Annotated in this window: 25 protein-coding genes; 8 read left to right on the top strand and 17 right to left on the bottom strand. The window is 62.5% G+C overall.

The window, feature by feature from the left end:
- The 4 genes from RJQ10_RS04045 to RJQ10_RS04030 form a co-directional block, all read right to left on the bottom strand.
- Window positions 1-676 (bottom strand): hypothetical protein (locus tag RJQ10_RS04045; RefSeq protein ID WP_350143882.1); only part of this gene is annotated, 676 nt, incomplete at its 3' end.
- Between the two features lie 252 nt (window positions 677-928).
- A complete protein-coding gene (locus RJQ10_RS04040; protein WP_350143880.1) occupies window positions 929-1,579 on the bottom strand; it encodes a homing endonuclease associated repeat-containing protein in 651 nt (216 codons plus the stop codon).
- A 730-nt stretch (window positions 1,580-2,309) separates the two neighbouring features.
- On the bottom strand, window positions 2,310-2,555 hold the full coding sequence (locus RJQ10_RS04035) for a PEP-CTERM sorting domain-containing protein (RefSeq protein WP_350143878.1): 246 nt from the start codon (window positions 2,553-2,555) through the stop codon (window positions 2,310-2,312).
- Between the two features lie 283 nt (window positions 2,556-2,838).
- Complete coding sequence (locus RJQ10_RS04030) at window positions 2,839-3,768, bottom strand: hypothetical protein (protein ID WP_350143876.1); 930 nt, start codon at window positions 3,766-3,768, stop codon at window positions 2,839-2,841.
- A gap of 273 nt (window positions 3,769-4,041) precedes the next feature.
- Here RJQ10_RS04030 and RJQ10_RS04025 point away from each other — a divergent pair, with 273 nt between their 5' ends.
- Both RJQ10_RS04025 and RJQ10_RS04020 read left to right on the top strand, forming a co-directional pair.
- On the top strand, window positions 4,042-4,470 hold the full coding sequence (locus RJQ10_RS04025; RefSeq protein ID WP_350143874.1) for an FKBP-type peptidyl-prolyl cis-trans isomerase: 429 nt from the start codon (window positions 4,042-4,044) through the stop codon (window positions 4,468-4,470).
- 90 nt (window positions 4,471-4,560) lie between these two features.
- Window positions 4,561-6,252 (top strand): alpha/beta fold hydrolase, encoded by a 1,692-nt coding sequence (locus RJQ10_RS04020; RefSeq protein ID WP_350143872.1) that lies wholly within the window; start codon window positions 4,561-4,563, stop codon window positions 6,250-6,252.
- Here RJQ10_RS04020 and RJQ10_RS04015 read toward each other — a convergent pair whose 3' ends face one another.
- Window positions 6,253-7,614: a YihY/virulence factor BrkB family protein gene (locus RJQ10_RS04015; RefSeq protein WP_350143870.1), complete on the bottom strand. Its 1,362-nt coding sequence runs from the start codon at window positions 7,612-7,614 to the stop codon at window positions 6,253-6,255.
- Window positions 7,615-7,754: 140 nt separating this feature from the next.
- Here RJQ10_RS04015 and RJQ10_RS04010 point away from each other — a divergent pair, with 140 nt between their 5' ends.
- The gene (locus tag RJQ10_RS04010; protein WP_350143868.1) at window positions 7,755-8,126 is read left to right on the top strand and encodes a VOC family protein; all 372 of its coding nucleotides are present in this window, start codon (window positions 7,755-7,757) and stop codon (window positions 8,124-8,126) included.
- Between the two features lie 12 nt (window positions 8,127-8,138).
- On the opposite strand, the gene RJQ10_RS04005 is transcribed toward RJQ10_RS04010, so the two are convergent.
- Window positions 8,139-8,450: a chaperone modulator CbpM gene (locus tag RJQ10_RS04005; RefSeq protein ID WP_350143866.1), complete on the bottom strand. Its 312-nt coding sequence runs from the start codon at window positions 8,448-8,450 to the stop codon at window positions 8,139-8,141.
- Window positions 8,447-9,385: a DnaJ C-terminal domain-containing protein gene (locus RJQ10_RS04000; RefSeq protein WP_350143864.1), complete on the bottom strand. Its 939-nt coding sequence runs from the start codon at window positions 9,383-9,385 to the stop codon at window positions 8,447-8,449. Before RJQ10_RS04000 ends, RJQ10_RS04005 begins: the two co-directional genes overlap by 4 nt.
- Before the next feature lie 190 nt (window positions 9,386-9,575).
- On the opposite strand from RJQ10_RS04000, the gene RJQ10_RS03995 reads away from it, so the two are divergent.
- The 4 genes from RJQ10_RS03995 (at window position 9,576) to RJQ10_RS03980 (ending at window position 15,046) form a co-directional block, all read left to right on the top strand.
- The gene (locus tag RJQ10_RS03995; protein ID WP_350143862.1) at window positions 9,576-11,816 is read left to right on the top strand and encodes a TonB-dependent receptor; all 2,241 of its coding nucleotides are present in this window, start codon (window positions 9,576-9,578) and stop codon (window positions 11,814-11,816) included.
- A 79-nt stretch (window positions 11,817-11,895) separates the two neighbouring features.
- Window positions 11,896-12,441, top strand: a complete 546-nt coding sequence (locus RJQ10_RS03990) for a nuclear transport factor 2 family protein (protein ID WP_350143860.1) — start codon at window positions 11,896-11,898, stop codon at window positions 12,439-12,441.
- Between the two features lie 38 nt (window positions 12,442-12,479).
- A complete protein-coding gene (locus tag RJQ10_RS03985) occupies window positions 12,480-12,896 on the top strand; it encodes a PaaI family thioesterase (protein WP_350143858.1) in 417 nt (138 codons plus the stop codon).
- Window positions 12,893-15,046 carry an outer membrane protein assembly factor BamB family protein gene (locus RJQ10_RS03980; RefSeq protein WP_350143856.1) on the top strand — a complete coding sequence of 718 codons (2,154 nt, stop codon included), beginning with the start codon at window positions 12,893-12,895 and terminating at the stop codon, window positions 15,044-15,046. The genes RJQ10_RS03985 and RJQ10_RS03980 overlap by 4 nt, the downstream gene beginning before the upstream one ends.
- Window positions 15,047-15,074: 28 nt before the next feature.
- Here the strand turns inward: RJQ10_RS03980 and RJQ10_RS03975 are convergent, their stop codons facing one another.
- From RJQ10_RS03975 to RJQ10_RS03955, 5 genes are all read right to left on the bottom strand, one after another.
- Entirely contained in the window at window positions 15,075-15,536 is a 462-nt protein-coding gene (locus RJQ10_RS03975; protein WP_350143854.1) for a nuclear transport factor 2 family protein, read from the bottom strand.
- Window positions 15,533-16,369, bottom strand: a complete 837-nt coding sequence (locus RJQ10_RS03970) for an SDR family NAD(P)-dependent oxidoreductase (protein WP_350143852.1) — start codon at window positions 16,367-16,369, stop codon at window positions 15,533-15,535. The genes RJQ10_RS03975 and RJQ10_RS03970 overlap by 4 nt, the downstream gene beginning before the upstream one ends.
- Window positions 16,370-16,575: 206 nt before the next feature.
- On the bottom strand, window positions 16,576-16,887 hold the full coding sequence (locus tag RJQ10_RS03965; RefSeq protein WP_350143850.1) for a Txe/YoeB family addiction module toxin: 312 nt from the start codon (window positions 16,885-16,887) through the stop codon (window positions 16,576-16,578).
- A complete protein-coding gene (locus RJQ10_RS03960; RefSeq protein ID WP_350143848.1) occupies window positions 16,884-17,138 on the bottom strand; it encodes a type II toxin-antitoxin system Phd/YefM family antitoxin in 255 nt (84 codons plus the stop codon). Before RJQ10_RS03960 ends, RJQ10_RS03965 begins: the two co-directional genes overlap by 4 nt.
- Window positions 17,139-17,427: 289 nt before the next feature.
- Window positions 17,428-18,639 carry an EAL and HDOD domain-containing protein gene (locus tag RJQ10_RS03955; protein ID WP_350143846.1) on the bottom strand — a complete coding sequence of 404 codons (1,212 nt, stop codon included), beginning with the start codon at window positions 18,637-18,639 and terminating at the stop codon, window positions 17,428-17,430.
- 176 nt (window positions 18,640-18,815) lie between these two features.
- Between RJQ10_RS03955 and RJQ10_RS03950 the strand changes: the two genes are divergently transcribed.
- On the top strand, window positions 18,816-21,746 hold the full coding sequence (locus RJQ10_RS03950) for an insulinase family protein (RefSeq protein ID WP_350143844.1): 2,931 nt from the start codon (window positions 18,816-18,818) through the stop codon (window positions 21,744-21,746).
- Between the two features lie 19 nt (window positions 21,747-21,765).
- Here RJQ10_RS03950 and RJQ10_RS03945 read toward each other — a convergent pair whose 3' ends face one another.
- The 5 genes from RJQ10_RS03945 to RJQ10_RS03925 form a co-directional block, all read right to left on the bottom strand.
- Window positions 21,766-22,845 carry a Rieske 2Fe-2S domain-containing protein gene (locus RJQ10_RS03945; RefSeq protein ID WP_350143842.1) on the bottom strand — a complete coding sequence of 360 codons (1,080 nt, stop codon included), beginning with the start codon at window positions 22,843-22,845 and terminating at the stop codon, window positions 21,766-21,768.
- Window positions 22,842-24,536, bottom strand: a complete 1,695-nt coding sequence (locus RJQ10_RS03940; RefSeq protein WP_350143840.1) for an FAD-binding protein — start codon at window positions 24,534-24,536, stop codon at window positions 22,842-22,844. Before RJQ10_RS03940 ends, RJQ10_RS03945 begins: the two co-directional genes overlap by 4 nt.
- Before the next feature lie 170 nt (window positions 24,537-24,706).
- Window positions 24,707-25,384, bottom strand: coding sequence for an esterase/lipase family protein (locus tag RJQ10_RS03935; protein ID WP_350143838.1), 678 nt, complete (start codon window positions 25,382-25,384; stop codon window positions 24,707-24,709).
- 182 nt (window positions 25,385-25,566) lie between these two features.
- On the bottom strand, window positions 25,567-26,574 hold the full coding sequence (locus RJQ10_RS03930; RefSeq protein WP_350143836.1) for an SDR family NAD(P)-dependent oxidoreductase: 1,008 nt from the start codon (window positions 26,572-26,574) through the stop codon (window positions 25,567-25,569).
- A 1-nt stretch (window position 26,575) separates the two neighbouring features.
- A partial coding sequence (locus RJQ10_RS03925) for a WS/DGAT domain-containing protein (protein WP_350143834.1) occupies window positions 26,576-26,901 on the bottom strand: 326 nt, incomplete at its 5' end.

The following is a 26,901-nucleotide window of genomic DNA, read 5'->3' as shown; positions in this document are numbered from 1 at the left end:
GCAGGAAAGTGGGTCGACCTTTGCCAGACGCGAAGCCCGTGGTGCCCATCGGCTCGCTAAAATCAAGCTGGCGTAGGAGGGTCCAGCGATCAGTGAAATCGTTGCAAAGCACTAGAGCATATTCAACACGGTCATCGGGAGAGTCGATATCAGCAAGCGGTACCATTGCAAGCTCGGCCTCGAAGTCTAGCCGTGGGTGGAAGGTTACCGGGTCGTTCCACACGCTCGCCCTTGCCAGCTTCGGAAACAGGAATGGCGGGTCGTTCAGGTAAACCTCTTCAGCATGCTCGTTATAATTTGCGCCAACCGCGATGTGAGGGTAGTGGAAGTCCACTGGCAGCAGCAGGTCATGAACCGGGATGCTGACCGTTTTGCCAGTTATTGCAGCAAGGCCCTCGTAGCCCAGCCGGGCGTAAGCTTCGATCAGATCGCTGGTGTCGCCGAGTCCAGCAGTGATGTCGACTCCCTCGACATCGTCACCTTTATGCCGGGTGATCCGTATAATGGACGAGGCCGTACGTGCGAACGTTAGCGCCAAAGCAGGATCTGCGATGAGCTGAGGCGGCGCGGCGTCCCAGTTGGTGTCCACGACGGGGCGGGAGATGTAATAACTGTAGGCGGCGATCGCAGCGGTCGATACGATCAGCACCGCTAGTGTGCGGACGAAAAATCTCATGCATTTCATCTCTATTCTCGGTGCGATTGTCTAATGTTACACACGAGCCAATTTTTAAACCAAAGTCAGTAGCAGCATAGCGTGAGAGGCCGCTTTTAGGACAAGCTGCTCTCTTTTAGAGCGCCATCTCAACTCCAGAGCCGCCACCTACGGCCAAGAGCGGACACTCGCTAACGCCGCCAGCAGGGGCACGAAAACCAGAGCGAAGCGGCGGTTATTGTGTCCCTCTGGCTGGCCTTGTTAGCCGCTTTTTTAGACCTGAACATTGCTTTTACCTATGTTGCATTTCTCGCAAAGTATCTGAAGGTTTTCGAAGACCGTTTCTCCGCCCTCTGCCCACGGAGTAATATGGTCAACGTGCAATTTTGCGCCATCTCGTGGCGTAGCACCGCATAGCTTGCAAGTAGCTCCATCCTTCATTAAGACCATAGCACGCAACCGCCAATTAATATTACGCGGAGTTCTGCGAGTTGACATACTTGGGGATGTGACAGGCAATTCTGGCACCGCACCATCATTTACCCAAGCAACAAATGCTTCAAGTGATTTACGCCAGCCGCCAAACCTCTTTTCGTAAGTACCGGACGAAAATTTTGATTTATCTTTGGTCAAGTCATTATATTTAGGCTGACGACCAAGGCTCATCCATACTTCAATAAGATTTTCGAATAACTCTTCATTTGAAATATTCAAGTTTCTAGTTTTACTAAGGCCTGCTTTTTCTAAGGACTTAAACCATGAGCCAAACCGACGATTGAAAGTGGTGTTATGAAACTTACCTCTTTCGTTGTACTGGTCGATTGTGACTTTATCCTGATCTATCTCCTTCGCGACACGAATCAAATCCTCAATTAGCTCTTCGTCAGGTATATTTCGATGATGTGTTTCGAGCTCAAACTTCATGATGTACCTGTACGGTTCAACAGCGAATTAACCAGACCGGGCCGTATAACACCGTTCCGGTTAGCTCGAGCATCGAATCCGAGAAAAAATATTTTTATCATAAAATCAATATGTTGGCTATTCGCACTCCAAGTCCATCTGAGGTAACTGGACTTCATTAGAAACCATGACTCACCACTTTCAGTAAACGGCGGCTTTGGGTCGAAACCCGCCCTTCACGCGACACGATTGGTCGACGCCGACAAGACTACATCAAACATGAATTGAATAGCTAACATGAGATGCGGCGTCTGAGGTACAGTGTTTTTCACCCACTTGGTGGATCAGATCCATGAGCGTAACTGGCTACCTGCCTCCACACCATCTCCAATTCTTTCGAAAGCCACTCTCCAACTGGAACGTGTCAAGTTGGTCGATACACTGTCAATAGCACTCCGACACTACTTCCTGGAGAGCCGACGTACCGCCGCTATCAGCAAGCCAAGTCCAGTAAGGATTAACCCATAGATACCGAGAGTCGGAATGGCTGTCGCGTCGCCAGATGATGACAGGCCGAGGTCAAAGCCCTGGTAGCCAGACGGCGTCGCCACGAAAAGCTGGTCATTGGCAAAACACTCACCCCGCACGCTGTCGGCACTGCAACATCCAGTGCCGATGTGCCGGGGTAATCCCCGATCAGATCAAAAATCACCGCGGTGTCATTGCCGGAGCTGCATATCAAGAGTTCTGTTTATGCTGTCTTGCGGCGTGACCAGCCAAGTCCGGCGAGGCCGAGTCCGAAAAGGGCGAGGGTGGCGGGTGTTGGAACCGTCGCCGTACGCGTAGTCAATGCCAAGATTTCGTTTACTCCTAAGCCAAGCGTATCGACCTTGGCCCCCACTAGACTCGATCCACCGGCCGATGGTGCGTCTCCGTCGATTGATTCGTCGTAGATCACTGTTGCGGACGCCGCACCGCAGAATACAGGTCTGAGCATGCCGCAATTGTCGCGCCAAATATACTTAAGCTACTGAAAATTCTAGATTATTTGACGAAACCAAAGCAGTCTGCAGCAAATATATTTCACATTGTGTAAAAATTACTGATACTTTGGTGAGCGACCGGCAGAGGTGGGTCGAAAGCGGGATTCCAACTCAGTGTGGTCGAAAATCCCGCTCGTGGGCGCAAGCTGACGCCGGTTTGCTTTATGATCAGACCGGATGTGGTCCGGAATGGATCGAGACCTGCCTTTCACGCGACACGATTGGTCGGCGCCGACACTACTTCCTGGAGAGCCGACGCACCGCCACCATCAGCAAGCCAAGGCCAGTAAGGATTAACCCATAGACACCGAGAGTCGGAATGGCTGTCGCTTCGGCAGACACTGCAAGGCCAACGTCAAATCCCTGGTAGCCAGACGGCGTCCGCACGAAAAGCTGGCCATTGGCAACACCCACCCCGTACGTCGACGGCACTGTAACATCCAATGCCGATGTGCCGAGATAATCCCCGTTAAGGTCGAAAATCACCGCAGTGTCATTCCCGGAGTCCGTCACCACAAACCGATCATTCGTTGACGAGAACCCCAACACCTCACCTGTTGCGGAGATAACGCCTGCAGTTGCAAAATCCAGAGTAATCGTCCCGAGCAAACTGCCGTCTGACCTCGCGACAATATTCACGGTATTGCCAGCCCCACGTGAGTAGAACCTGTCCCGTACCGGGTCATAGGCTGGCATGCTTTGGCTGCCGACATTGCCGGGCATGGAGGCGAGCAAGGTCGCGGTGCCGCCGGTGTATAAACCGGAACCGTCCAGCTGCGCCTCAATCACCCCCCGGTCGGGTCCACCTGAGACCGCGTTGAAGGTTACCACCTCCATCAACCCGGTGTTGGGGTTGAAGTTGATCGACCGCACGTCAATGTTCAAGGGACTCTGTGTCTGTATTAGATTTCCCGAGCTGTCGCTGACATACCCGGGTTGGGATGTACTGCCAATGCCCGCACTGTAATACTGATCAAAGCCGGGGTGATAGGCGACGGAGGATTCAGCGCCGATGGTGCCCGAGAGCAATATCGTCCGCGATGCATTCGCCGGTATCATCTGCGCGCTGGCCATTTGCACGACAGACATCAAGAACAGGACTGGCACCAGTGCCTTCAGTCCCAATCCGTCCTTTTTGCTTGAAACCGCCCCATTATTCACACGCATGAAACCCCCTTGCTTTCAAGAATCCAACTCTTCGATCGGGCCTGTATAACCCAATTGATGCTGTTTAGCAAATCGGGTTCGCTGCACGCTACGACTGCGGTGTGCCTGGGTGGTCCAACCTCCCAACGGCCCGAGATGCCACCTGTGCTGGTAACGGACCGAGTCCTGGACCCCGGGGTTTACATTCATAACCCCAGCGGGCACCATTTACGTTGAGTCACGGCGCAAACCAGTGCACCTCTTCCATTCATCCCCCACTCGAAAGGAAACCCCATGACGCAAGCGACAGCGGGCCATACCGTACGCATTCACTACACCGGCACCTTGCAGGACGGCTCGGTGTTCGACAGCTCCGAGGGGCGCGACCCGCTGGAGTTCCAGCTCGGCGCGGGGCAGATCATCCCGGGCCTGGACCAGGCGATCGACGGCATGACCGCCGGCGAGCAAAAGACCGTGACCATTCCCGCTGCCGAGGCGTATGGCGATTACCAGGCGGAGGCGAAGCAAACTGTCCCGCGCGACCAGATTCCCGCCGATATCCCGCTGGATGTGGGCACCATGCTGCAAATGCAAACCCCCGATGGCCGCGCCGTGCCGGTGCAGGTCGCCGATGTGACTGAAGAAGCGGTTACGCTGGACGCCAATCATCCGTTGGCGGGCAAGGACCTGACCTTCGAGGTGGAGATCGTTTCCGTCGGCTAGCCGCCAGCAACGCGGGCATGGACATGAGCCCGGGGATGGGCTTTGATGCGGGGAAGAGCACGTCCTCGACATTGCCCACAGGAACGCCCCATGCCTCTCACCTTGCTCCGGTTCAGTTGCCACCTTACTCTTCTTACACTGTGCGTCCTGCTGGCGCTACCCGCCACGGCCTCGGACTACCCGGAGCCGGCGGAAGGTAGCTTCATTCTCGGATCCTTCGCCTTTGATGACGGTTCCGTGCTGGACCTCCGGCAACACTACCGCACGCTCGGCAGTCCCCGCCGCGGCCCGGATGGCAGGGTCAGCAACGCGGTGCTGATCATGCACGGCACTACCGGCCAGGGCGGCGGTTTTCTGAGCGACAACTTTGCCGACGTACTGTTCGGGAAGGGCCAGCTGCTGGACGCCTCCGAGTACTTCATTATCCTCCCGGACGCGATCGGTCACGGCCAGTCCAGCAAACCCAGCGATGGCCTGCGCGCCGGGTTTCCCGAATACACCTACGACGACATGGTCCGGGCCCAGTACCGGCTGCTGACCGAGCACCTGGATGTTGACCACCTGCGGCTGGTGACCGGCACCTCCATGGGCGGGATGATGAGCTGGATCTGGGGCTATACCTATCCGGACTTTATGGACGCCCTGCTGCCGCTGGCCAGCCTGCCGGTGGAGATCGCCGGGCGCAACCGCATGACCCGCAAGATGATGATCGACGCGGTGCAAAATGACCCGTTGTGGCTGGACGGCAACTATGAGGAGCAACCGCCCGGCCTGAAGGAGGCTATGTATGCCCTGCTGTTCATGGTGTCCAGCCCGCTGCAGTACCAGCTCGAGGCCCCGACCCGGGAGGCGGCAGAAGAGATGATGGACAAGCTGGTGGAGCGCTATCGTTCCAGCATCGACGCCAACGACCTGATCTACGCCTTCGACGCCTCGCGCTTCTACAATCCGGCGCCGCATCTGGAAGACATCACCGCGCCGCTGCTCGCCATCAACTCCGCGGATGACCAGGTCAACCCGCCGGAGCTCGGTATCCTGGAGCAGGAAACTGCCCGGATTGCCAATGCCCGGGCGGTGGTCCTGCCGATCACTACCCTGACCCGCGGACACAGCACCCATTCCCGGCCGACGATCTGGGGACCGTACCTGGCGCAACTGCTGGCAGCCACCGACGCCGCCGCGAATCCGATCGACCAAGGCGTCCTGTTGAATCCGGCGCACCCTGTGTGGCGTGAACAGGCCCCGGAGAGCTACGTCGCACGGTTCATCACCACCGAAGGCGCGTTCGAGATCAGCGTCGACCGGGCATGGGCGCCACTGGGCGCGGACCGCTTCTACCAACTGGTAAAGAACCGATTCTATGACGGGGTGCCTGTCAACCGCGTGGTAGCGGGTTATATCGCCCAGTTCGGCCTCAATCCCGATCCGGCGGTCACCGCAGTCTGGAAGGACAACGGCATGGCCGATGACCCGGTCAATGCCAGCAACACCGCGGGCAGCATCGGCTTCGCCATGACCGGGCCGGGTACGCGATCCACCCAGGTCTATGTCAACCTCGGCGACAACTCACGGCTGGATGCGGACGGCTTCGCCCCCTTCGGCCAGGTGACCGCCGGCATGGATGTGGTGGAGAAACTGTATGCGCTGTACGGCGAAGAGGCCGGCGGCGGCATGCGCGGCGGCCGCCAGGGACCCATTGAACGCGAGGGAGCCGCCTGGCTGCTGGAGCACTACCCCCTGCTGGACTACATCATCAGCGCGGGGATTCTGCCGGGCAACTGATCAGGCCGGCGCCGCCGGACTTGCGGCTTCACTGGTGACCATGTCGCGCAGGGTGACGTCACCCAGCGCCTCGTTGACCGCCTGGTCCATCCGGCCCAGCATGTCGTCCACTAGCGGCTCCGATGCCACCCGCCCTTCCAGCAGGGCCTGCTCTCCGCGGGGGCTGCGGATTGAGCCCAGCAGCTGGGCCATGCCCAGGGTCGCCGGATCGTGGCCCAACAGGTACTCGGGCGGCTCGCTCGCGGTTTCCACCAGCAACTCCCGGTCCTGCAGCAGCTGTACGACTTCCCCGACCCGGTCCAGCGGCACCCGCAGCTGGTCGGCCAACTTGTCCAGGCTCAGGGGCATGCCCCGGTGCACGAATACGTCGGCCACCCGGTACATGACCAGCAGCGCCAGTTGCTCACGGAAGCGGCCACTGAGCGGAATCCGCTTGTCCGTCAGCCGGACTCGCTCCGGATACTGGTGGAAAAAGGCCACCTGGGCGCCAATCATCAGTATCAGCCAGCTCAGGTAGAGCCAGATCATGAACATGATGAGGATGGCAAAGCCGGAATAAATAGCCGCGTATTTGGTGGAGCCCGAGGCAAACTGGGCGAATGCCAGGCCCGTCCCCTGCCACAACACACCGCCAACCAGGGCGCCCATGAGCGCCGAGCCGAACTTCACCCGGGTATTGGGCACGAACATATAGACGAAGGTGAATGCCAGTACCACCAGCATGAAGGGCAGCAGCTTGGAGATCATTAGCAGCAGGCTGCCAAAGGGTTCGACACTGATCACCGCCTGCATGATGTTGCTGTTCATCATGGACGCGGTCAGCCCCATGGCCGAGAACACCAGCACCGGGCCCACCATGATCACGCTGAGGTAGTCGCTGAAGCGCCGGGACAGTGGCCGCGCCGCTTTCGCATGCCACACGTAATTGAAGGACACCTCGATCTTCTGGATCAAGGACACCACGGTATACAGCAGCAGTGCCATTCCCACCGAGCCCAGCACCCCGACCTTCATGTTCTCGACAAAACCCAGCACGTTGAGCACGATTTCATTGCCCTGCTCACCCAGTGGCTGCACCAGGTTGTAGAGCAAGGGTTCGATCTGGTTGTGAACCCCGAAAGCCTTGAGTACCGAAAAGCTGACCGCCAGCAGCGGCACCATCGACAGCAGCGAGGTGTAGACCAGGCTCATGGCGCGCAGGGTCAGCTGCCCCTGGGAGATTTCCCGGATCAGCACGAACAGGAAGCGAATGGTCTTGTAGGCCAGCTGCTGCAGCCAGGACAATTGCGCCAGATCCGGCCGCCACAACTCATTGAGGAGAAAGCCCCTGACCTGACCGTAAACACCCACCGGGCTCTGCATGGTTAACCGCCCTATCCTGTTGCCGCTGAGGGGGCATGATAGCGCAAATTGGACCTTGAAAAGGGGCATAGGCCAATGCCCGCAATTCCGCTATCCTGAGGCCCGGCTTTTGGATGCCGCACCTGCAAGGAGAGAGAAAAATGATCGGATACATCACTATTGGCGTCAAGGACATGGCCAAGGCCAAGGCCTTCTACGCCGACCTGCTCGCCGACCTCGGCGCCAGCGTGATCATGGACATGGACCGCATTGCCATGATCGGCAAGGGCATGGATCAGCCCATGCTGGCAGTCTGCATTCCCTACAACGGAGAAGATCCGCACCCGGGTAACGGCAACATGTTTGCGATTAGCGCGGGGACCAAGGAAAACGTCGACAAGCTGTACCACAAGGCGATCAGCCTGGGCGCCACCTGCGATGGCGAACCCGGCCAGCGCATGCCGGACATGTTCTACGGTGCCTATGTGCGCGATCCCGACGGCAACAAGATGGCATTCTACGTCTTCGGCTGACCTCGCGGGCGTTCAGCCCTCAACCAGGAACCGCTGCAGGCGTTGTTGCAGGCAGCGGTTTTCCACCAGCAACTCCTCACGCTGCTGTTGCAGTTCAAGAATCATGGCAATGGCGACCCAGTCCAGCTCCAGGTCCCGGTGCAGGCGTATGGCCCGCTTCATCCAGGGTACGCTGCGGGTATCGAACATCCAGTCCTCCACCTCACCGGCGACCGATACAGGGATGACGATGTCGTGCTCCACCATTGTGACCAACCACTGGCGGGAGACCTGCTCACACTCGCACACTTCCCCCAGGGAAATTCTCAATGCAATGTCATTCATGCTGACTTACCCCACTCTGCCCGCGGATCGAAGGCGGCCTGTTCCGCCAGCTGCTGCCACAGTGCCCGGACAGACGCGGGACTGTCTTTCGGCATGACCACCTTGAGCACCGCAAACAGGTCACCGCGCCCCGCCCGGCTGGCCAGGCCCTTGCCGGTGACTCGCAGCTTCTGCCCTGACTGGCTGTTGGGCGCAACGGTCAGGCTGATCTTGCCGCTGAGGGTCGGGACCGTGATTTTCGCCCCCAGCGCCGCCTCCCAGGGTGCAATCGGCACTGTCACCAGCAGGTTGTGACCCTCCACATCGAACAGCGGGTGCGGCACCAGGCGCACATGCAGATAGAGGTCTCCCGCGCTTCCCTCGCCGCGTCCGGGAGCGCCCTGGCCGCGGACGCGAATGCGCTCGCCGTCACTGATGCCGGCCGGAATGGTGACTTTCAGGGATTTTTTCAGCTCCTGCAACTGACCATCCACGACCACTGGTATGCGGTACTCTATGGGCTTGCTGACAGCCTCCAGCGTTTCCTCCAGAAACAGGGGCAACTCGATTTCGATATCCTGCCCCGGGCGACCCCGCCCGGCCGCCTGCTCCCGGTGGTGAAATCCCCCGCCAAAAATACTGTTGAAGAAGTCGGAAAAGTCCCCTTCAAACTGCTGGAACCCGGCGCCAGCGGATGACTCCCAGCCCGGCGGCGGCTCAAACTGCTGGTCCGGGCGACCGCCGTAGCGGCGCAACTCGTCATACTCCGCCCGCCGGCCGGGGTCCTTGAGCACCTCCCAGGCCTCCGCCACCTCCTTGAACTTGTCCTCCGCACCGGCGTCCGGATTCAGGTCCGGATGGTATTTGCGAGCAAGCTTGCGGTAGGCAATCTTGATATCCTTGACTTCGGCGTCCGGCGCGACGCCCAGCGTCTGGTAATAATCCTTGAACTCCATGGGGTTACCTGGCAAGCAGCCTGATGATCAGCTACCAATGTACACAGGCACCGGCGGCGCGGCAATCCGTATCCCCGCCGCGCGGAAGCGCGGCGGAAGTGCATACCTCAAACAAGGTATGCAGCTGAACCGGGGTGGCACTAAGGTGACCGCCCGTATTTGACCACAATACCAAGAGAGGTTTTTCTCCATGTACGCACGCAAACCCATAACCCTGCTCGTGGCCGCCTGTATTGGCGCCGGTAGCGCCAGCCTGATGGCCCAGGGGCTGGAAGAAGTCGTGGTAACCGCACAGAAGCGGGAGCAGACCCTGCAGGACGCGCCGATCTCGATCGCGGCCTTCAATGCGGATGCCCTGGAACAGAAAGGCGTCAGCAATATCGATGACCTGGGCACTTCGGTTCCCAATGTCAAGATCACCCGCTCACCCTCCAACACCTCGGCTGCGACCATCGCCATCCGCGGCTCCGCAACCATCAACCCCGCCATCACCTGGGAGCCCACCGTGGGCATTTACCTGGACGGCGTATTCATCGGCAAGAACGTCGGCGGCATCTTCGACATCGCCGAGCTGGAGCGGGTGGAAATGCTGCGCGGGCCCCAGGGCACCCTGTACGGCAAGAACACGGTCGGCGGTGCCGTCAACCTGATTACCAGCAAGCCCACCGGCGAGCTGGGCGGCAAGCTGCGGGCGGGGGCCGGCAACTACGACCTGCGCACTGTCTACGCCACGGTCGACACACCGGCACTGGAACTCGGTGGCGCCGGCGAGATCATGGCCAAACTGACCGCCTCTGTGCGCAAACGCGACGGGCTGTACGACAACGTCAACGACCCTTTCGGCAATCCGCTGGCCAATCCGGTCCTGATTGACGAGTTCAACAACCTCGACAACCGGGTCGGCCGCTACGACATCCTGTGGGACATGACCGACCGCTTCTCGGTGCGCTATACCTGGGACTACAGCGACCTGGACCTGGCACCCTCAAAGAATCAGCTGACCTACCTGGACCCCAACGACCCCACGGGTGTCAATGCCCTGCTGGCGCCCTATGTCACCGGTGAAAACGAAAACCGCGACAGCGCCAGTCTGGACCAGGCCAAGTTCGAACGCTCCAAATCCATCTCTCAATCCCTGTTCGCGGACTATGACGCCGGCACCTGGGGCGCTCTCGGTGACGTGACCCTGCGCTATATCGGCAATACGCGCAAGCTGAGCTGGGACGATGACATCGACATCGACGGCTCCCCGGTGAACCTGTTCACCTCAGCCCGGTTCATCGACTACGACCAGACCTCGCACGAACTGCAGATGATCGGCACTACCGATCGCACCAACTACGTTCTCGGCCTCTACTATTTCGAGGAAGAGTCCGATGTATTCAACCCGATCAGCTTCTTCGGCGCCTTCGGCGCTCCGACCTCGAACAACCGCTACGGCTTTGACAACGACTCGTTCGCCGTCTTCGGCCAGGTCGACTGGCGTCCGGCAGCAGCTGTATTCGAGGACCGCCTGACCCTGACCCTGGGCCTGCGCTGGACGGAGGAAACCAAGGACACCTACATCGACCACCCCAATGATGTCGATGCCATGGGCAACCCGGCACCCTTCTCCGGCCAGGCCAAGGAGACCTTCAACGACGTCTCGCCAACCTTTGTCGCCGCCTGGGATGCCAGTGACAACGTCAACCTCTACGGCAAGGTTGCCAAGGGCTGGAAGTCCGGCGGTTTCAATGGCGAAGCCCCCTTCGAGTCGGCTTTCACCACGCCCTATGATGCAGAAGAAATACTCTCCTACGAGTTGGGCATTAAGTCGCGCTGGCTGGACAATCGCCTGCAGGTCAACGGCGCGTATTTCTACAACGACTCGACCGACATGCAAATGTCGATCTTCGTTGCCGGCAGCAGCGCCGCCTCCATCGTCCAGAACGCGGGCGAGGCGACCATCCAGGGCTTCGAGGTGGAGCTGGTGGCTCTCCCCATACCGGAACTGGAGCTCTCGGCGAGCTACGGCTACCTGGACCCCAGCTACGGCGAATTCATCGAGAATGGCGTGGATGTAAAGGACCAGAAGGACTTCCCCTATGCGCCGCAGAACAGCGCCGCCCTCTCGGCGGAATACAGCGTTGCCTCCGGCAGCTGGGGTGACCTGACCGCGCGCCTCGACTACGAGTTCGTGGACCGCCACGCACCCTACATCGAGCCGTTCCAGAACGCGACCTCAGAGGTCAAGCCCTACAGCCTGTTCAATGGCCGCATCACCCTGGCCAACGTACCGGTGGGCGACGGCCAGTCGATGAAGTTCGCGCTCTGGGGCAAGAACCTGCTGGACAAGGAGTACCGGATCAACACCATTCCGTTCGGGATCTGGACCGCCAGCTACTACGGTGACCCGCGCACTTACGGGGTCGAGGCCACCTACGAGTTCTGATCACCCGGTCTGACAATGGCGCCTGCGGGCGCCATTGTTGCAACCGGGTTCCACTCTCATGCCGCCGGAGACCACGCCCATGGACCAGAACCTCGAACAACAGCTGCAGGCCCTGCTCGACAAGCAGGCGATCATGGAGCTGATCAACGCCTACTGCAACGCCGCCGACCGCCACGACAACGAGAAATTCCGCTCGCTCTACCACGAAGATGCCATCGACGACCACGGCTCGTTCTTCAAGGGTCTGGCGATGGAATTCATCGACACCCTGCCGGATATCCAGGCCAATATGGAGATCCTGCACCACAACGTCACCACGGTGAATATCAAGCTGGACGGCGACCGCGCCGAGGGCGAGGTCTACATCATTGCCTTCCACAAGATCCGTACCGACGAGGGGCCATTTGACCTGCTGATCGGCGGCCGCTATTTTGACCGCTACGAGAAACGCAACGGTGTCTGGAAATTCACCTACCGCGCGGTGGACGCGGACTGGGCCAACCTGCACCAGCCGTCCATCGTCAACCTGGACAACCCGATTATCAAGGGCGCCCATATCGGCAAGCCCGGCCCGTCGGACCCGTCCTACTCCATTTTCAATCTGCTGCAGTGGGGCAAGCGCTGATTCACTGCCCCGTGCGGCCCCACTGACAAGGGACAACCGTGACCAAGCAAGAACGCATCGCCAGGGCCAATAAACACCTGCCGCCCTGCCTGCAGATTCTCAACACCCGCCTGCTGGATTTCGACAGCGAGGCCGGCACCGCGGAGCTGGAGTTCGATATCAGTGAACAGTTCTGCCACTCGGTGAACGTCGTGCAGGGCGGGAATGTCACTGCAATGCTGGACGCCGCCATGTCCCACGCCGTGTTCATGCAGGCAACCGATGTGGTGGCCCTGCCAACACTGGAACTCAAGGTCAGCTTTCTTGAGCCCACGCTTGCCGGTCGCATCACTGCACACGGCAAGGTCATCAAGAGCGGTCGCAGCATTGCCTTCATCGAGGGCACACTGATCAACGCCGAGGGCGTGGTCGCGGCAACGGCATCCTCTACCGCCAAACTCGTGCGCCGCAAATGAGGGCAAGCCTGCCGGGCTTCCGCGCCCCCGCTGCCCTGCTGCTGTCCCTCGCGGCGCTGGCCGGGGCGCCTGCTGCAGCACAGGATTATCGCGGCTGGCGGACCTACGGCGGCGACCAGGGCAACAGCCACTACTCGGCTCTGGACCAGATCCATCGCGGAAATGTCGCGGAACTGGAACTGGCGTGGCAGTACGCCAGCGCCGGCGGCGAACCCCTGCCCCCCAGCTCGGAACTGCAGGTCAACCCGATCGTGGTGGATGGCGTGCTCTACGGCCGCAACCCATTACATAACGTGTTCGCGGTGGACGCCGCCAGCGGCCGGGAACTGTGGGCCTTCAGCCCGCCGCAGGAGCACGTTGGCATGTCCAACATGCGCGGCGTCAGCTACTGGCGCGACGGCAATGGCGCCCGCATCCTGTTCAGCACCGGCCACTTCCTGATGGCCCTAGACGCCGCCAGCGGCAAGCTGATCCGCAGCTTTGGCCGGGACGGCCGCGTCGACCTGCGCGAGGGCCTGGGGCGCAATCCGGAACTGGTGAGTATCAACGCCCCCTCACCGGGTGTCATTTTCGACAACCTGATCATCATGGGCTCGGCGGTCACCGAAACCGCAGGTTCCGCCCCCGGTGACATCCGCGCCTATGACGTACGCAGCGGCAAGCTGGCATGGACCTTCCACACCATCCCCAAACCCGGCCAGTTCGGCGCCGACACCTGGCCCGAGGGCGCCCGCGACAGCGCCGGCGGCGCCAACGCCTGGGCCGGTATGAGCGTGGACGAGCGCCGGGGGCTGGTGTTCGTGCCTACAGGTTCGCCGGCACCGGATTTTGACGGCTCCGGCCGTCCCGGCGCCAACCTGTTTGGCAACACCCTGCTGGCCCTGGACGCCCGCACCGGGGAGCGCCGCTGGCATTTCCAGAGTGTGCATCACGATCTCTGGGACCGCGACCTCAGCTCGGCGCCGACGCTGGTCACCGTCACCGCAGGCGAGCAGTCCCGCGACCTGGTAGCCCAGGCCTCCAAGGAGGGCGTGGTCTACCTGCTGGACCGCGACAGCGGCGAGCCGGCATTCCCGATCGAGGAAGTGGCGGTACCGCGCTCGGATATTGACGGGGTCTACAGCTATCCGACCCAGCCGCGCGTGACGCTGCCCGAACCTTTCGCCCGCCAGCACATGACAGCGGATGACCTGACCGACCTTTCCGCGGAAGCCAACGCGGCCGCGCACCGGGTCTGGGACGAAGCGCATGAACTGGCCTGGCTGCGCCCCGCCGGCCTGAGAAACAGCATCCTGCTGCCGGGTTTCTACGGCGGCGCCAACTGGGGCGGCGGTGCCTTCGATCCGGCCAGCAACCTGTACTATATCAACGCCACCAACGCCCCCAACATCCTGCGCATGGAAGCAGTGGAAGTTGCCCGGGGCTCCACCATGGGAGTCGGCGAATTCGTCTTCCGGCAGCAGTGCAGCGGCTGCCACGGCGTGAATCTGGAGGGCTTCTACCCGTACGCGCCGCCGCTCACCGGGGTGGAGCAGCGCCTCAGCAAACGCGAGGCCTTTGCCATCACCACTACCGGCAAGGGCAGGATGATGCCCTTCAGCCACCTGTCACACCACGAACGGGAAGCGGTCGTGGATTACCTGTTCGCCTACAGTGCGGGCGAACTGGGCGCGGGGCAGGACAGCGGTGACGGCGCTACCACCACCGAAACCGTGCACGTGTTTGCGGGCTATCGGGACTTCGTTGACGCCGAGTACTACCCCGCCATCAAGCCGCCGTGGGGGACGCTCACCGCCATTGATTTTGTCTCGGGCAAGATCCGCTGGCAGGTGCCGCTGGGGGAGTACGCGGCCCTGACCGCGCGCGGAATCCCGCCTACCGGCACCCGCAATTTCGGCGGCCCGGTCGTCACTGCGGGGGGGCTGCTGATCATCGCCGCCAGCTCCGATGAAAAACTGCGGATCTTTGACAAGGCCGATGGCAGCCTGCTGTGGGAATACCAGCTGCCCGCAGGTGGTTACGCCACCCCGGCAACCTATGCCATCGACGGCCGCCAGTACATTGCCATCACCGCCAGCGGCGGCAAGCTGGGCACCCCCACCGGGGACCGGTATCTCGCCTTCGCGCTGCCCGAGCGTCCCGCGACCTGAGCCTGCGGGGCCCCGGCAGCCGCCAGCATCAGGCCCGCCAGTGGTCGGGACCCGGGCCGAGCACGGCGAACGAGCCGATATGGCCCCGGTTCAGCTTGCTGCGGTGGCAGAGCTTCCACTCCCCGTCTTCCCGGCGCCATTGGTCGTGGTAGTCGCCCAGGGTGCAGAAAGTCAGGCCCTCGCGGGCGCCTGCACCCAGGTGCATGTCGCTGACGTAAGCCCGGCTGCGCGCGGTATCCCCATCGACGTCAATCAGCACGTTGCCCAGCAGGTGCTGGGTAGGACCGCAGGCATCCAGGAACGAGCGCAGCAGGGCGATGATTTCAGCCCCTCCCGACAGGCTGCCAGTGCCGAGATCGGCGGTGACATCGGCAGTCATCAGCGCCAGCAGCCCGTCCCAGTCGCGGGCATCCATGCCGCGGGCTACCTGCACCAGCTGGCGATAGACAGCGCGCTCCGCGAGCAGCGTGTCCAGGCCCGGGCCGCTCACGGACGGGTTCCTGACGGCAGCAGCGCGGCGCGGATGTTGGCCGCCATCTGCAGCAGCGCCTCCCGGCGCGGCATGCCCGTGAGCGCGGTGAACATGGCCTGATTCTGCTCACCGGCAACATATACCGGCCCGTTCCCCAGGTTGGCCAGCGCCTCCAGGACCACGGCCTGAGGCGACATCACTCCCTCCAGGGTGGCGCTGTCAATCCCTTGCAGGGCGTGGGCCTCGGTAGCGGTGCTACCGGGACAGAGGGCCAGCACATCAACGCCCCGGGGCGAGACTTCCCCCCACAGGGACTCGCCCAGGCTGTTGGTAAACGCCTTGCTGGCGGCGTAGGCCGCGGAGTACGGAACACCCATCAGGCCCTCGACCGAACTGGTAATGACAATGCCGCCGCGCCCGCGCCGCAGCAGCCCTGGCAGCAAACGGTGAGTCAGCTGCAGCGGTGCGGCACAGTTTACCTGCAACATGGCGGTCATCCGCGCCGGGTCATTGTCCTGGTGTGCGCCCTTGAGGCCGAACCCGGCGTTGCTGACCAGCAGCCCGATATCCCGCCCCGCAGCGGCGTCGATGACCTGGTCCACGGCACCGGGAGCAGCGAGATCGGCGGCGCAGACCTGGACCGCGACACCGTGGGCCTGTTCCAGCTCCGCGGCGAGAGCGCGCAGGCGGTCGGACCGGCGCGCCACCAGCAGCAGGTCAAGACCACGCCCGGCAAGCTCAGTGGCAAAGGCATGGCCGATTCCCGACGAGGCGCCGGTAACCAGCGCGGTCGGCCCGTAGCGGAAGCCGAATTCGGCGCTGGACAACTCGCTTGGCACTGTTTCGTTCATGGGGTGGCGCGCTCCCTGTAGGCCGTGGTGGAGTCCAAAGCCCCGTCATCCCGCGGTCGTCCGCGGGCACTGCAGTCGATGGCAACGGGGAGAAATACTAACCAGCAGCCGGTCCCGGCACTACGCCAATCCAGCCAGCAGCGGTACTGGATGCGCGCCAGTTCAACTATTCATAGGCTTGCGGGGGTACGCACTCGGGCAGGGAACTACGGCCTTCTGGGATTGAACAGTGCCTCCGAGGCCAGTTCCCGCGACAGGAAGTGACCATCGTGATAGCGGCACTGGGCAATGCTCAGGCGCTTGCCCTGGACCCTGTACACCAGCCGGTGCCTGGCGTCGATACGGCGCGACCAGAAACCCGTCCACGCAGCCCGCAGCGCTATCGGCGCCCCAGGGCCACTCTCGGGCTGCCGCTGGATGGCCGTGACCAGCTCGTTGATACGGGCATGGATAAGCGGATCGTGCCGGGCCCAGTACTGGTAATCCGCCCAGGCACCGTGGGACCAGTACAGTTTCACAGCTCGAACAGGTCGCCCTGGACCTCCTCCCCGGTTACCACCTCGGCGATACCCTGGTTGAGGCTGGCGGCATTGGCCGGACTGCGCGTGAGATGTGCCAGCTCTTCCCAGGCCTGGTAATCCTGCAGGCTCACCAGCACTGCCGGACGCCCCGTTTGCCGGGTAATGAGAACCGGCTTGCGGTCATCGTTGACCCGGTCCAGCGTGGACGCCAGCTGGCGACGAAAAGCGGAATAACTCATCACATCCATCGGGCACCTGCACGTACAATAATAAGTACCTGATCTTGACATTGTACGCCAGTGCCAATCCAGGCCAACAGTACCGCCCATATCTTTCTCGATATAACTCGATATGACTCGATATATAGACTGTAACTAACTGGTTTTATTATTTAAGTTAAGCAATTCGAATGTTTGTACGACCAGTCGTACAAGTTGCGAGGGAAACCGGGTCGCTCGAGTACAGGTACAGGTACAGGTACAGGTACAGGTGCTCAAACTTACCTCATGGCCACGGCCAGCAATAGCGCTCTCCGGCTCAGTCCAGCCCCGCCTGCCGGGCAGCGACATCCGCCCATTCCACTGCCTCGATGTAGATTTCCCCCAACTCCCGCTCATCCATATCACGAAACACAACCGAGCCCGCCTCACCCGCTTCAAGCCGCAGGGCACACTGCAAGGCATTCCCTTTATCGCCCGAGTGCCTTATCAGGGCCTCTCGCAGATCCCGGGGCAGCGACAGGTGTTGCAGTGCATCAGCCAGGGTGACATCCAGCAGGGCGTCCAGAACCGAAAACAGACCTACGGTGAAAAACTGGTCCGGGCCTGCGAACCTGCAGCGCTGCGCCAGGAGCTCGCAAACGCGGCCGCGGATCAGGCCCAGGGTCACGATTTCGTCGGCCTTGCCCGCGATCCCGCTCATGATATACAGCACGACCCAGTTGCGAATCAGTTCACGGCCCAGGAAGATCACCGCCTCCCTGACCGATTCGATCTTGCGATTGAGCGCGGTGGCTGCGGAATTGACGTAGGTGAGGGCGCGCACACTCAGCCCGACGTCCTGGCTGATCAGCAGATGCAGTTCATCGACATCGGTATCCGGGTCATTGAGCTTCGACAGCAGGCTCAACAGCGCAATCTTGTTGCTTGGCAGACGCTTGCCGCTCACTATTCGGGGGCGGGCAAAAAAGTAGCCCTGGAAGTAGTCCACGCCCAGGTCTTTCAGCTGGTTGAACTCTTCCTCGGTCTCGACTTTCTCCGCAAGCACCCGACAGCCATGCGCCTTCACCCTGGCAATCTGCGCGCTCCAGTTCTCCGCCGGCATCTCCTTGATGTCGATCTTGACCGTATCTACCAACGGCAGCAGTGCCTCATATACCTCCGCATCCACCACGTCATCAAGGGCGATCTTGAATCCGTTTTCACGCAGGTCACGGACTCCGGCCAACACTTCCTCGTCCGGAGTGACATCTTCCAGAATTTCCAGCATGACCCTGACCGGATCGAGCGGCAGCAAGGTGGGGTCCAGCAGAAACTCCCGGGGCAGGTTGATGAATGTCAGGTGTCCGCGGGACAGTCGTTCAAGGCCTATCTCCATCGCATTGGTAAGAACCTGCGCAGTCGCTGACACTGAGTCCAGATCCTGCGGCGCACTGTTCGTACCTGAAACCCGAAACAGCAGCTCGTAGGCGAACAGCTTCAGGTCGCGGTCAAGAATAGGCTGACGAGCCAGAAAATAGTGCTCAGCCAAGCGTTTCATCCTTATCCAGGGGTTTTACTTATCTCGGAACAATACTAACATCCGTTTCAATGTGCTCGTACAGTTAAAGATCGGTCGCTCCGGGGCTTGATATTCCCCCGCCGCCCGGTGCCCGATTGTCCGGTCCGGCACAGGTCCTCTTCCCCCGTCCACTCACGGTGCCTTGCATGCCCCTCCAGCGCTTCGCCATTGCTGCCATCCTGGTGCTGGCAGGCAGCGCCATGGGTATGGTGGCGGGATGCCAGCCCGGCGCCTCCCCGGCACTGCCGGATGACCCCCAGCCCGGCGCGGAGCAGCGGATCATAACCAGTCCCGGCGACCACCGCGAGTACGCCAGTTTCACCCTGGACAACGAACTTGAGGTATTGCTGGTGTCGGATCCGGGCGCTGCCAACGCCTCGGCGGCCCTGAGCGTCGGTGTAGGCATGCTGCAGGACCCGATGGACTACCAGGGCATGGCCCATTTCCTGGAGCACATGCTGCTGCTGGCGACAGAGGACTACCCTGAGCCGGACGGCTTCATGAGCTTCACCAACCAGCACGGGGGCATCCACAACGCCTACACCTGGCTGGATGTGACCAACTACATGTTCGAAATACCCGCGGCGCACTATATCGAAGCCCTGGACCGGTTTTCCTCCGTGTTTCGCAAGCCCCTGCTGGACCCGGAGTACATTGAGAAAGAAAAGAATGCCGTGCACGCCGAGTGGTCCATGCACCGCGCCATGGACTCTGACGGCATGTTCCAGCTGGACCGGTCAATGCTCGGCGACCACCCCGCCAACCGCTTCCTGGACGGCAACCTGGCGGCACTCGCGGACAAGCCCGGTTCCAGCCTCCATGCCGCCACCCTGGACTTTTACCAGCGCTACTACTCCGCCAATATCATGAAACTGGTGCTGGTCGGCCCCATGCCCCTGGCGGAAATGCGCATCCTCGCCCGCAGCCACTTCGGCGGCATCGAAAACAAGGCCATCGCCAGGCCAGGCGTATCCGCCACACTGAACCTCGACCGCATCGGCGGCCAGCTTGTCCATTACCAGCCGCAGGAGGATCTGCGCCAGCTCAGCGTCGACTTCCTCATCAAGAACAATCGCGACCAGTTCCGCAGCAAGCCCAACCAGTACCTGGCCTACATTCTCGGATCCAAGATGCCGGGCACGCCCGCCGCGCTGTTCGAGGAGCGCGGCTGGGCCAGCGATCTCACCGTATCCACGTACCCGGATAGCTATGGCAATTACGGGGTATTCAGCATCCGGGTCGACGTGACCAGTGCGGGCATGGCGCACCGGGGCACCATGGTCAAGCTGATTCTCGGGTATATCGAACAACTCCGCGCCGAGGGCGTCCCCGACCACTACGCCGGAGAATTCAGGGCTTCCCTGGACAACGCCTTCCGGTTCCTGGAGCGCGAACGCGACTTTGACTATGTCGCCAACCTCGCCCAGGCCATGCAGTACTACCCCGTCCAGCATGCGGTGGACGCCGCCTTCCGCTTCGAGGGTTTCGACCGGGCAGCCGTGGACGCCGTCATGGCGCAGCTGACCCCTGCCACCCTGCGGGTGTGGTATGTCTCCCGGGAAGAGCCCGCGGAGGCCGAACTGGAGTTCTTCGCCGGGCGCTACCAGATCCGGCCACTGGTGCTGCACCCGGCGGCGGAGCAGCTGGCAGCGGCTGCAAAAGCCGGCCTGACGCTGCCAGCCAGCAACACCCTGCTGCCCGGAGAGTTCAGCTTGCACAGCGCCGCCACGGAACCGACCCTCGTGGTGGACAGCAACGGCATGGAACTCTGGTTGCAGGGCAGCAAGTACTTTGCCGATCAGCCGCGGGGCTTTACCCAGCTGTATTTCAACACGCCGGTGCGGCAGGCCAGTGCCCGCGGCAGCGTCATGCTGGCGCTGTGGGCCGACCTGTACCAGCAGCGACAGAAAGCCTGGTTTACCGAGGCCGGGGCTGCCGGCATGGACGCCAGGATAGGGGTGGAAGACGGCATCCGCCTCAGCGTGTCGGGCTTTACCGACCAGCAGCTGCCATTCCTGCAGCAGGCCCTCGCCGGCCTGCGCTTCACGCCCGGCACCCAGGACCTGGAGCAGGCACGTGACCGCTTCCTGCGGCAACTGGACAACAACCGCCGCAGCTTCGCCATTGACCAGCTGTTCACCGCACTGCGCCGGGTCGTCAGCACCGGGAATTACGATGACAGCAGTCTGCGCGAGGCCGCCGCCGCAGTCACGGCGGAACAACTGCGGGATTTCATCGACGACACCCTGGCCCGCAACCGGATTCGCGGCTACCTGTTCGGGAACTACGCCAGTGACCACGCCACGGCTCTTGCCGCCACGCTGGATTCACTGTTCCCCGACCGCCTCGCAACGGCTTACGCGCGCAGCGACCTGTACGCCCCCAGCCGCGGTACCGCAGTGGTGTTGGCGGAAGATACCGCGGTGGAAGATCTCGGCATGCTGCATCTCTACCTCGCCCCGGACGCCGGATTTGCCGGCATTGCCAGGGCGCGGGTACTCGGCGCGCATCTGGGCGACCGCGCTTTTATCCAGTTGCGGACCGAGGAACAGCTGGGCTACGCGGCCGGCGCCCTGGGCAGCGCGCTGGGAGACTTCGGCTTCGTCGCCCTGAACATCCAGACCCCGGTGAGGAACGCAGTGGACATGTTCGCCCGTCTGCAGCGCTTCACGACGGAATACGCCGCAACCCTGGACAGTTTAACCGCGGCAGAATTCAGCCGGCTCCGCGACGGCGTGCTGAACGAACTGCGCCTGGCACCGAAAAACCTCGCCGAGGAAGTCGCCCCCATGCTCCAGGACTGGGACCGGGAGCGCTACGCTTTCGACTCCCGCGCAAGACTTGACGCCGCGGTCGAAGACACCACACTGGCAGATATCCAGCGCTTCTACCGGGACACCGTGCTGGCGGAGGACCGCAGCAGCCTGCTGGTACAACTGCGCGGCACCCGGTTTGCCGATGCGCCTTTTGCCGTCATTCCCGGGGCGCAACCCATCACCGCGCTGGCTGAGTTTCACGCCCGCATGGCGGTGCAGGAACGCGCCGGGAATTCGCGGGAGACCGCAGGGGGCCGGTAGCGCCCAGCGGGCCCGGCTTTCAGTCCCGCTGGTTCGCGGATTCTCCCGCGGCTCCCTGACGGGGAAGATAGAACTGCTCATACCAGCGCCGCAGCTTGTTGATGGGGCCGTCGCCATCACAGAGGATGGGGTCGGCCTGGTAGATCTTGTCTTTCCAGATTTCCACGTCGGAGCCAAATGCGGCGTGGGCGCCCAGCGCGTATTGCTGCACGAACTCCTCCGCCAGCGGCTGTCCGTCCAGGCCACTGACGATAACGGCGCTGCACAGGTCCACCTCGGTGTCGTTGACCGGGGTGTGATAGTTGACCCACCAGCTCTTGTAGCTGACGTCCTTGCCCCGCGACTCGGTGTAGTAATACATGATCGCCGGGCCGTGATAGGTGGCATCGCCCCAGGCATCGGCCTGCTGTGTGAGCGCCTGTTCGTTCACGGCTTCCATGTCGAAAGGCAGCCCCGGCGGGATTACCATGCGCGCATTGGCCGAGCGCTGCACCGTGGACAGCTGGGTCACTGTGCGCTCACCAAAGCGGTTTTCAAACGCTTTCACTTCGCCGCCATGGACGTGGGGGAAATGGGCGATATCGACGATGTTCTCGATCACGTCGCAGGGCTGGGCGCGGATACGGGAGCGATGGAAGTGCCAGTCTCCCCAGCCGCCCTCTCCGTGCCCCCAGTCCGGGATTTCCGGCAGGTAGTCCTCGGGCGGCTCATTCCACGGGTCGTGCCAGAGGGCGATAAAACCGCTGGCCTCCCGCAGCGGCCAGCCGCGCAGGGCGTGCCGCGCCCGCTCGGGAATCTTGCTGGCGTAGGGTATGGCCACGCACTCGCCGTCACCCTTGAAGGTCCAGCCATGAAAGGGGCAGGCGATGGTGTCGCCACTGAGACGACCGCCGTCACTGGCCAGGTGGGCACCCAGGTGGGGGCAGTGGGCATCGACCACCGCTGCCGTCCCCGACTCGCCGCGAAACAGCACCAGGTCGCGGTTGAAGTAGTGCAGGCGCTGCACCTCTCCCACCGCCAGCTCACGGGAGAAGGCCACGATATGCCAGCCGCGGGCAAAGCGGCCGGGTTCCAGAAAGGCATACTTGTAGTCGCTCATGGGGTATCTCCCTGGTCAGCGAAGGCATGGCGGGCGGCAATGTAGGCGAAGGTCATCGCCGAGCCGATGGTGGCGCCGGCGCCGGGGTAGGTATCCCCCATGACCGCGGCACTGGTATTGCCGGCGGCGTAGAGGCCGGGAAGCACGGCGCCGGCTTCATCCAGCACCCGGCCGTGCTCATCGCAGCGCAGGCCGCCCTTGGTATCAAGATCCCCTGCCTCGCAGCGCAGGGCGTAGTACGGAGCGGTTTCCAGCGGGCCGAGGCAGGGGTTGGGCTGCACCTTCGGATCCGCGTAGTAACGATCGTGTTCGCTATCGCCGCGACCAAAATCCGGGTCCCGTCCCAGGCGGGCGTTGGCGTTGAAGCGCTCGACGGTAGCGGCGAGCCCCTGCGGGTCGACCCCAAGGCTGGCGGCAAGCGCTTCAAGACTGTCCGCCCGGGTCAACAGCCCCGAACTGAACAGTTCCGCTGGCAGGTTTTCGTCCCGGGTCATCTTGCCGGGCTTGATATGCCCCACCGGATAGCGCTGGCGGTAGGTGGCATCGAACACCAGGTAGCAGGGTATGGCGCCCTCCCCGCGTTGCTCGCTGGCATACTGATCCTTGACCAGGTCCTCGTAGGGCTGGGCCTCGTTGGTAAACCGCAGGCCGGCGCGATTCACCATGATGGAGCCCGGGTAGGCCTTGCCGGCGATCAGTGCCAGCACCCGCCCGTCCGGCATGCGGTAGGTCGGCGACCACCAGGCGCTGCCCATCAAGTCCAGCCCGGCACCCCGGGCACGGCCCATCACAATGCCATCACCGGTTGCACCGGGAGCCGCCGCCGTCCACTCGGAGCCGATGGGCGCCTGCTGGAACTGCTGGCGCAGGGCCGCGTTGTGGGCGAACCCCCCGGTGGCCAGCAATACCCCGCGGCGCGCTTTGACCCGGAGTTCGGTTCCGTTGCGCAGCACCACGGCACCGCAGATCCTGCCCTCCTCGACCAGTAACTCGCGCATCGGCGCGTCCAGCCAAAGCGGTATATCCCGGTCCAGCAACGAGCGGCGCAGCCGCGCCACCAGAGCGGGGCCCAGGGTTACCCGCTGATCGGGCTTGCCCCGCAGGCGCGCCGGCAGATCCAGCCAGTACCGCGCCAGAAGACGGAAACCCAGCCAGTACGCTCCCAGGTCCATCTCCCCGAGACGCCGCCCCTCGGGCACGGTGATATTGAAGTTCATGATTGACGAGTAGTCATCGCGGATAAAGTCCGCTTCCGGTCCCAGCGTGCGCAGGGAAAACGCGCCCGGATCCATGGAGCGACCACCCGACTTGTAGCCGGCGACCTTCGGGTAGTAGTCCATGTAGCTGGGCAGAGGCGTGAACGCGACATGGCTGTGTTGCATCATGAAGGCGAGCATTTCTGCCGCGCGGGTCGCATAGGCACGAAGACGGGGCTCGCTGACGGTATTGCCGATCAGGCCGCGCAGGTAACGCCAGCCCTCCTCGGTGCTGTCGGCGACACCCATGCCCGGTTGCCTGTGGTTACCGGGAATCCAGGCAACGCCGCCGGACTTGCAGGTGGTACCGCCGTAGCGAGGCTCCTTCTCCACTACCAGCACCGCGCCACCCAACTGGTGCGCCACCACCGCCCCGGTCATTCCCGCAGCGCCGCTGCCGGCCACCAGCCAGTCCACCTCGTGATCGTATTGCAAAGCCACCGCCCGTTACTTTTTTACCGTATCACCGGGAGGATACGGGTGGCGGTGGCGGCACTGGAACCCGACAGGCGGTAAACCCGGGGCTGGTATGAATGCCTGTACGGCTGCCGGCAGTGACAGTGGATCTCCACTCTGGCGCGCAGGCGGCTACCGACTGCGGACCTCTACTCCCCGCCTGCCGCCAGCTCCCTGGCGATGGCTGCCCGCACCAGGGGGTTGAAGGGAAAACCGATGTGGCTGGCGGGAATCGCGACATTGCGCACCCAGCGCGCATCTCCCTGACAGAGGGCGATGTCGCTGCCGACAATGCCGTCGGTCTTGCTGTACAGGGCCAGTACCGGCACCTGCAGGGTGCCGCGGTAGGCATGGCGGATCCAGCGCTGGATGGCCTCCTCGTCGACGGGAGCCGGGTTGCGCCCGCCCATGATTCGGTACAAAGCGGTGCCACGGGGGTCGCCATAGGGTGTGCCGAGGGTGATGACCTGGCGCAGCCACTGCGGATAGCGATGGGCCAGGGCAACGGCGACCAGACCACCCAGACTCCAGCCGATCAGGGTCAGCTTGCGGCCGCTGCGCTCAAATTCTTCCTGCACCAGCGCCGCCACCCGGTCCTCGGTTTCCGTTCGCGCAGCCAGAGATGCTTCCAGGCTGCGGGCCCGATCGCCGGCCCCGTGGCGCCCCAGCCCCCAGGGCAACGCATGGTAGCCGCGCTCGGCGAGGAAGCGGCGCAACCCGGCAGTGGAGGCGTCCGACGCCATAAAGCCCGGCAGCACCATCACGCTGTGTCCATCACCGCGCGGCAATAATCGTGACAGAGGCTGCAACAGCGCGGAGCTGCCCATCTCCAGACAGAACCGGCCGAGCTCTGTCACACTGTGACGAACCAAAGGGGGACGGGGTGGAAGCTCTGAAATTGCTGCTGACATAACGCTGCTCCACTGCATATATTCACAGTATACGCGCCAAACAGAGGCCGGATCATCCCCCCTCCGCTGACACTCCCGGCCCTGCGCTCAATGGCCAGTCAGCCCAGTGCCTGCCCCGCCTGGCGACGGCTGACCAGGCCCTGCCGGTACATCCAGGCGATGGTATCGCGCAGGCTGTCCTCCAAAGGGCGGAAGCTGAAGTCGAGTTCGGTTTCCACCCGGGTGTTATCGAGCGCTACCCAGCGGGTGGCATACTCCATCGCCTCGGCGCCAAAGGGCAGATCCAGGGGCAACCAGGCGCCAAGACGGTCGTAGAGTTGGCCGCTGATGCGGGCGGCGATGCCCGGCAGCGGCACTTTCAGCAGGTGGCGGCCGGTCACTGACTCCAGAACCTGTGCGATCCCGCGCCAGTCCAGATAGTGCCCCCCGAGTACATAGCGATTGCCCGGGGGCGTCTGTGCGAGCAGTCTGGAATGAACCTGCGCAATATCACGCACGTCGACGTACTGCGTACCAGACGAGGTACAGGGGACCAGCCCCTTCAGCAGCAACTGCAAGCCAACATGGGGTTCGGTCAGGCCCGGGTCGTCGGGCCCGATCACCTGGGCAGGATAGGTGATGAGCACGGGTGCGCCGCGATCCTGCAGATCCCGCACATACCTCTCGCAGTCCACCTTGGATCGCCCGTAGGCGTTACTGGCACGCCCCGGGGGCGAGGTCTCATCGAGGCTGCTGGCAGCGGGATCGTACAAGGCGGTAACGCTGGAGACATGGATGACTCGGCCAACGCCGCGGTCAATGGCGCCGCCCACTACCAGCCGTGTGCCCTCCACGTTGGTCTGGTAGACCCGTTTGGCATCCCCCGCCGATGTTGAGACCATGGCAGCGGAGTGCACTACCGCATCGCAGTCCTGCAGCGCGCGGCTGACCTGGGCGGCGTCGGTGATATCGCCGCGGGTAACCTGGTGCACCCGGTCCTCCCCGAACAGGGCCAGCATTTTGTCGACGCTGCGCACCAGCAGGCTGACTTCATGACCGGCATCCAGCAGGGCCCTGGCGGTGTGGTAGCCGACGAAACCGGTGGCGCCGGTGATCATGACGCGCATGTCAGCCGGCCCTGCGCCGGGGTTTCCGGGGCTTTTTCCGGCTGGCAGGCAGTGGCGCAGGCTCGACTTCCGGCAGCAGCGCCGCCAGTTCATCGAAACTGGCCTGCAGGCACTCGGCATAGCGCGCCGGGTCCGGCAGCATCTCGCGGCAAGCGGTAAAAGACAGGGTCACGCTGCCCTGCTTGTTCTGTACCGAGCTATAGACCACGTGAAACAGACCGATATTGGGCAGCAGCGGCCCCAGGCTCAGGGCATCCACCAGCCGCGCACCACAGAAATACTGCTGGATTGGCGGGCCCGGCACATTGGTAACGACGGTATTGAAAG

Source organism: Haliea sp. (assembly GCF_040222615.1).
Classification (GTDB): domain Bacteria; phylum Pseudomonadota; class Gammaproteobacteria; order Pseudomonadales; family Halieaceae; genus Haliea.
The sequence above is the reverse complement of the archived record's forward strand: the minus strand, read 5'-3'. Positions and strand labels throughout refer to the sequence as shown.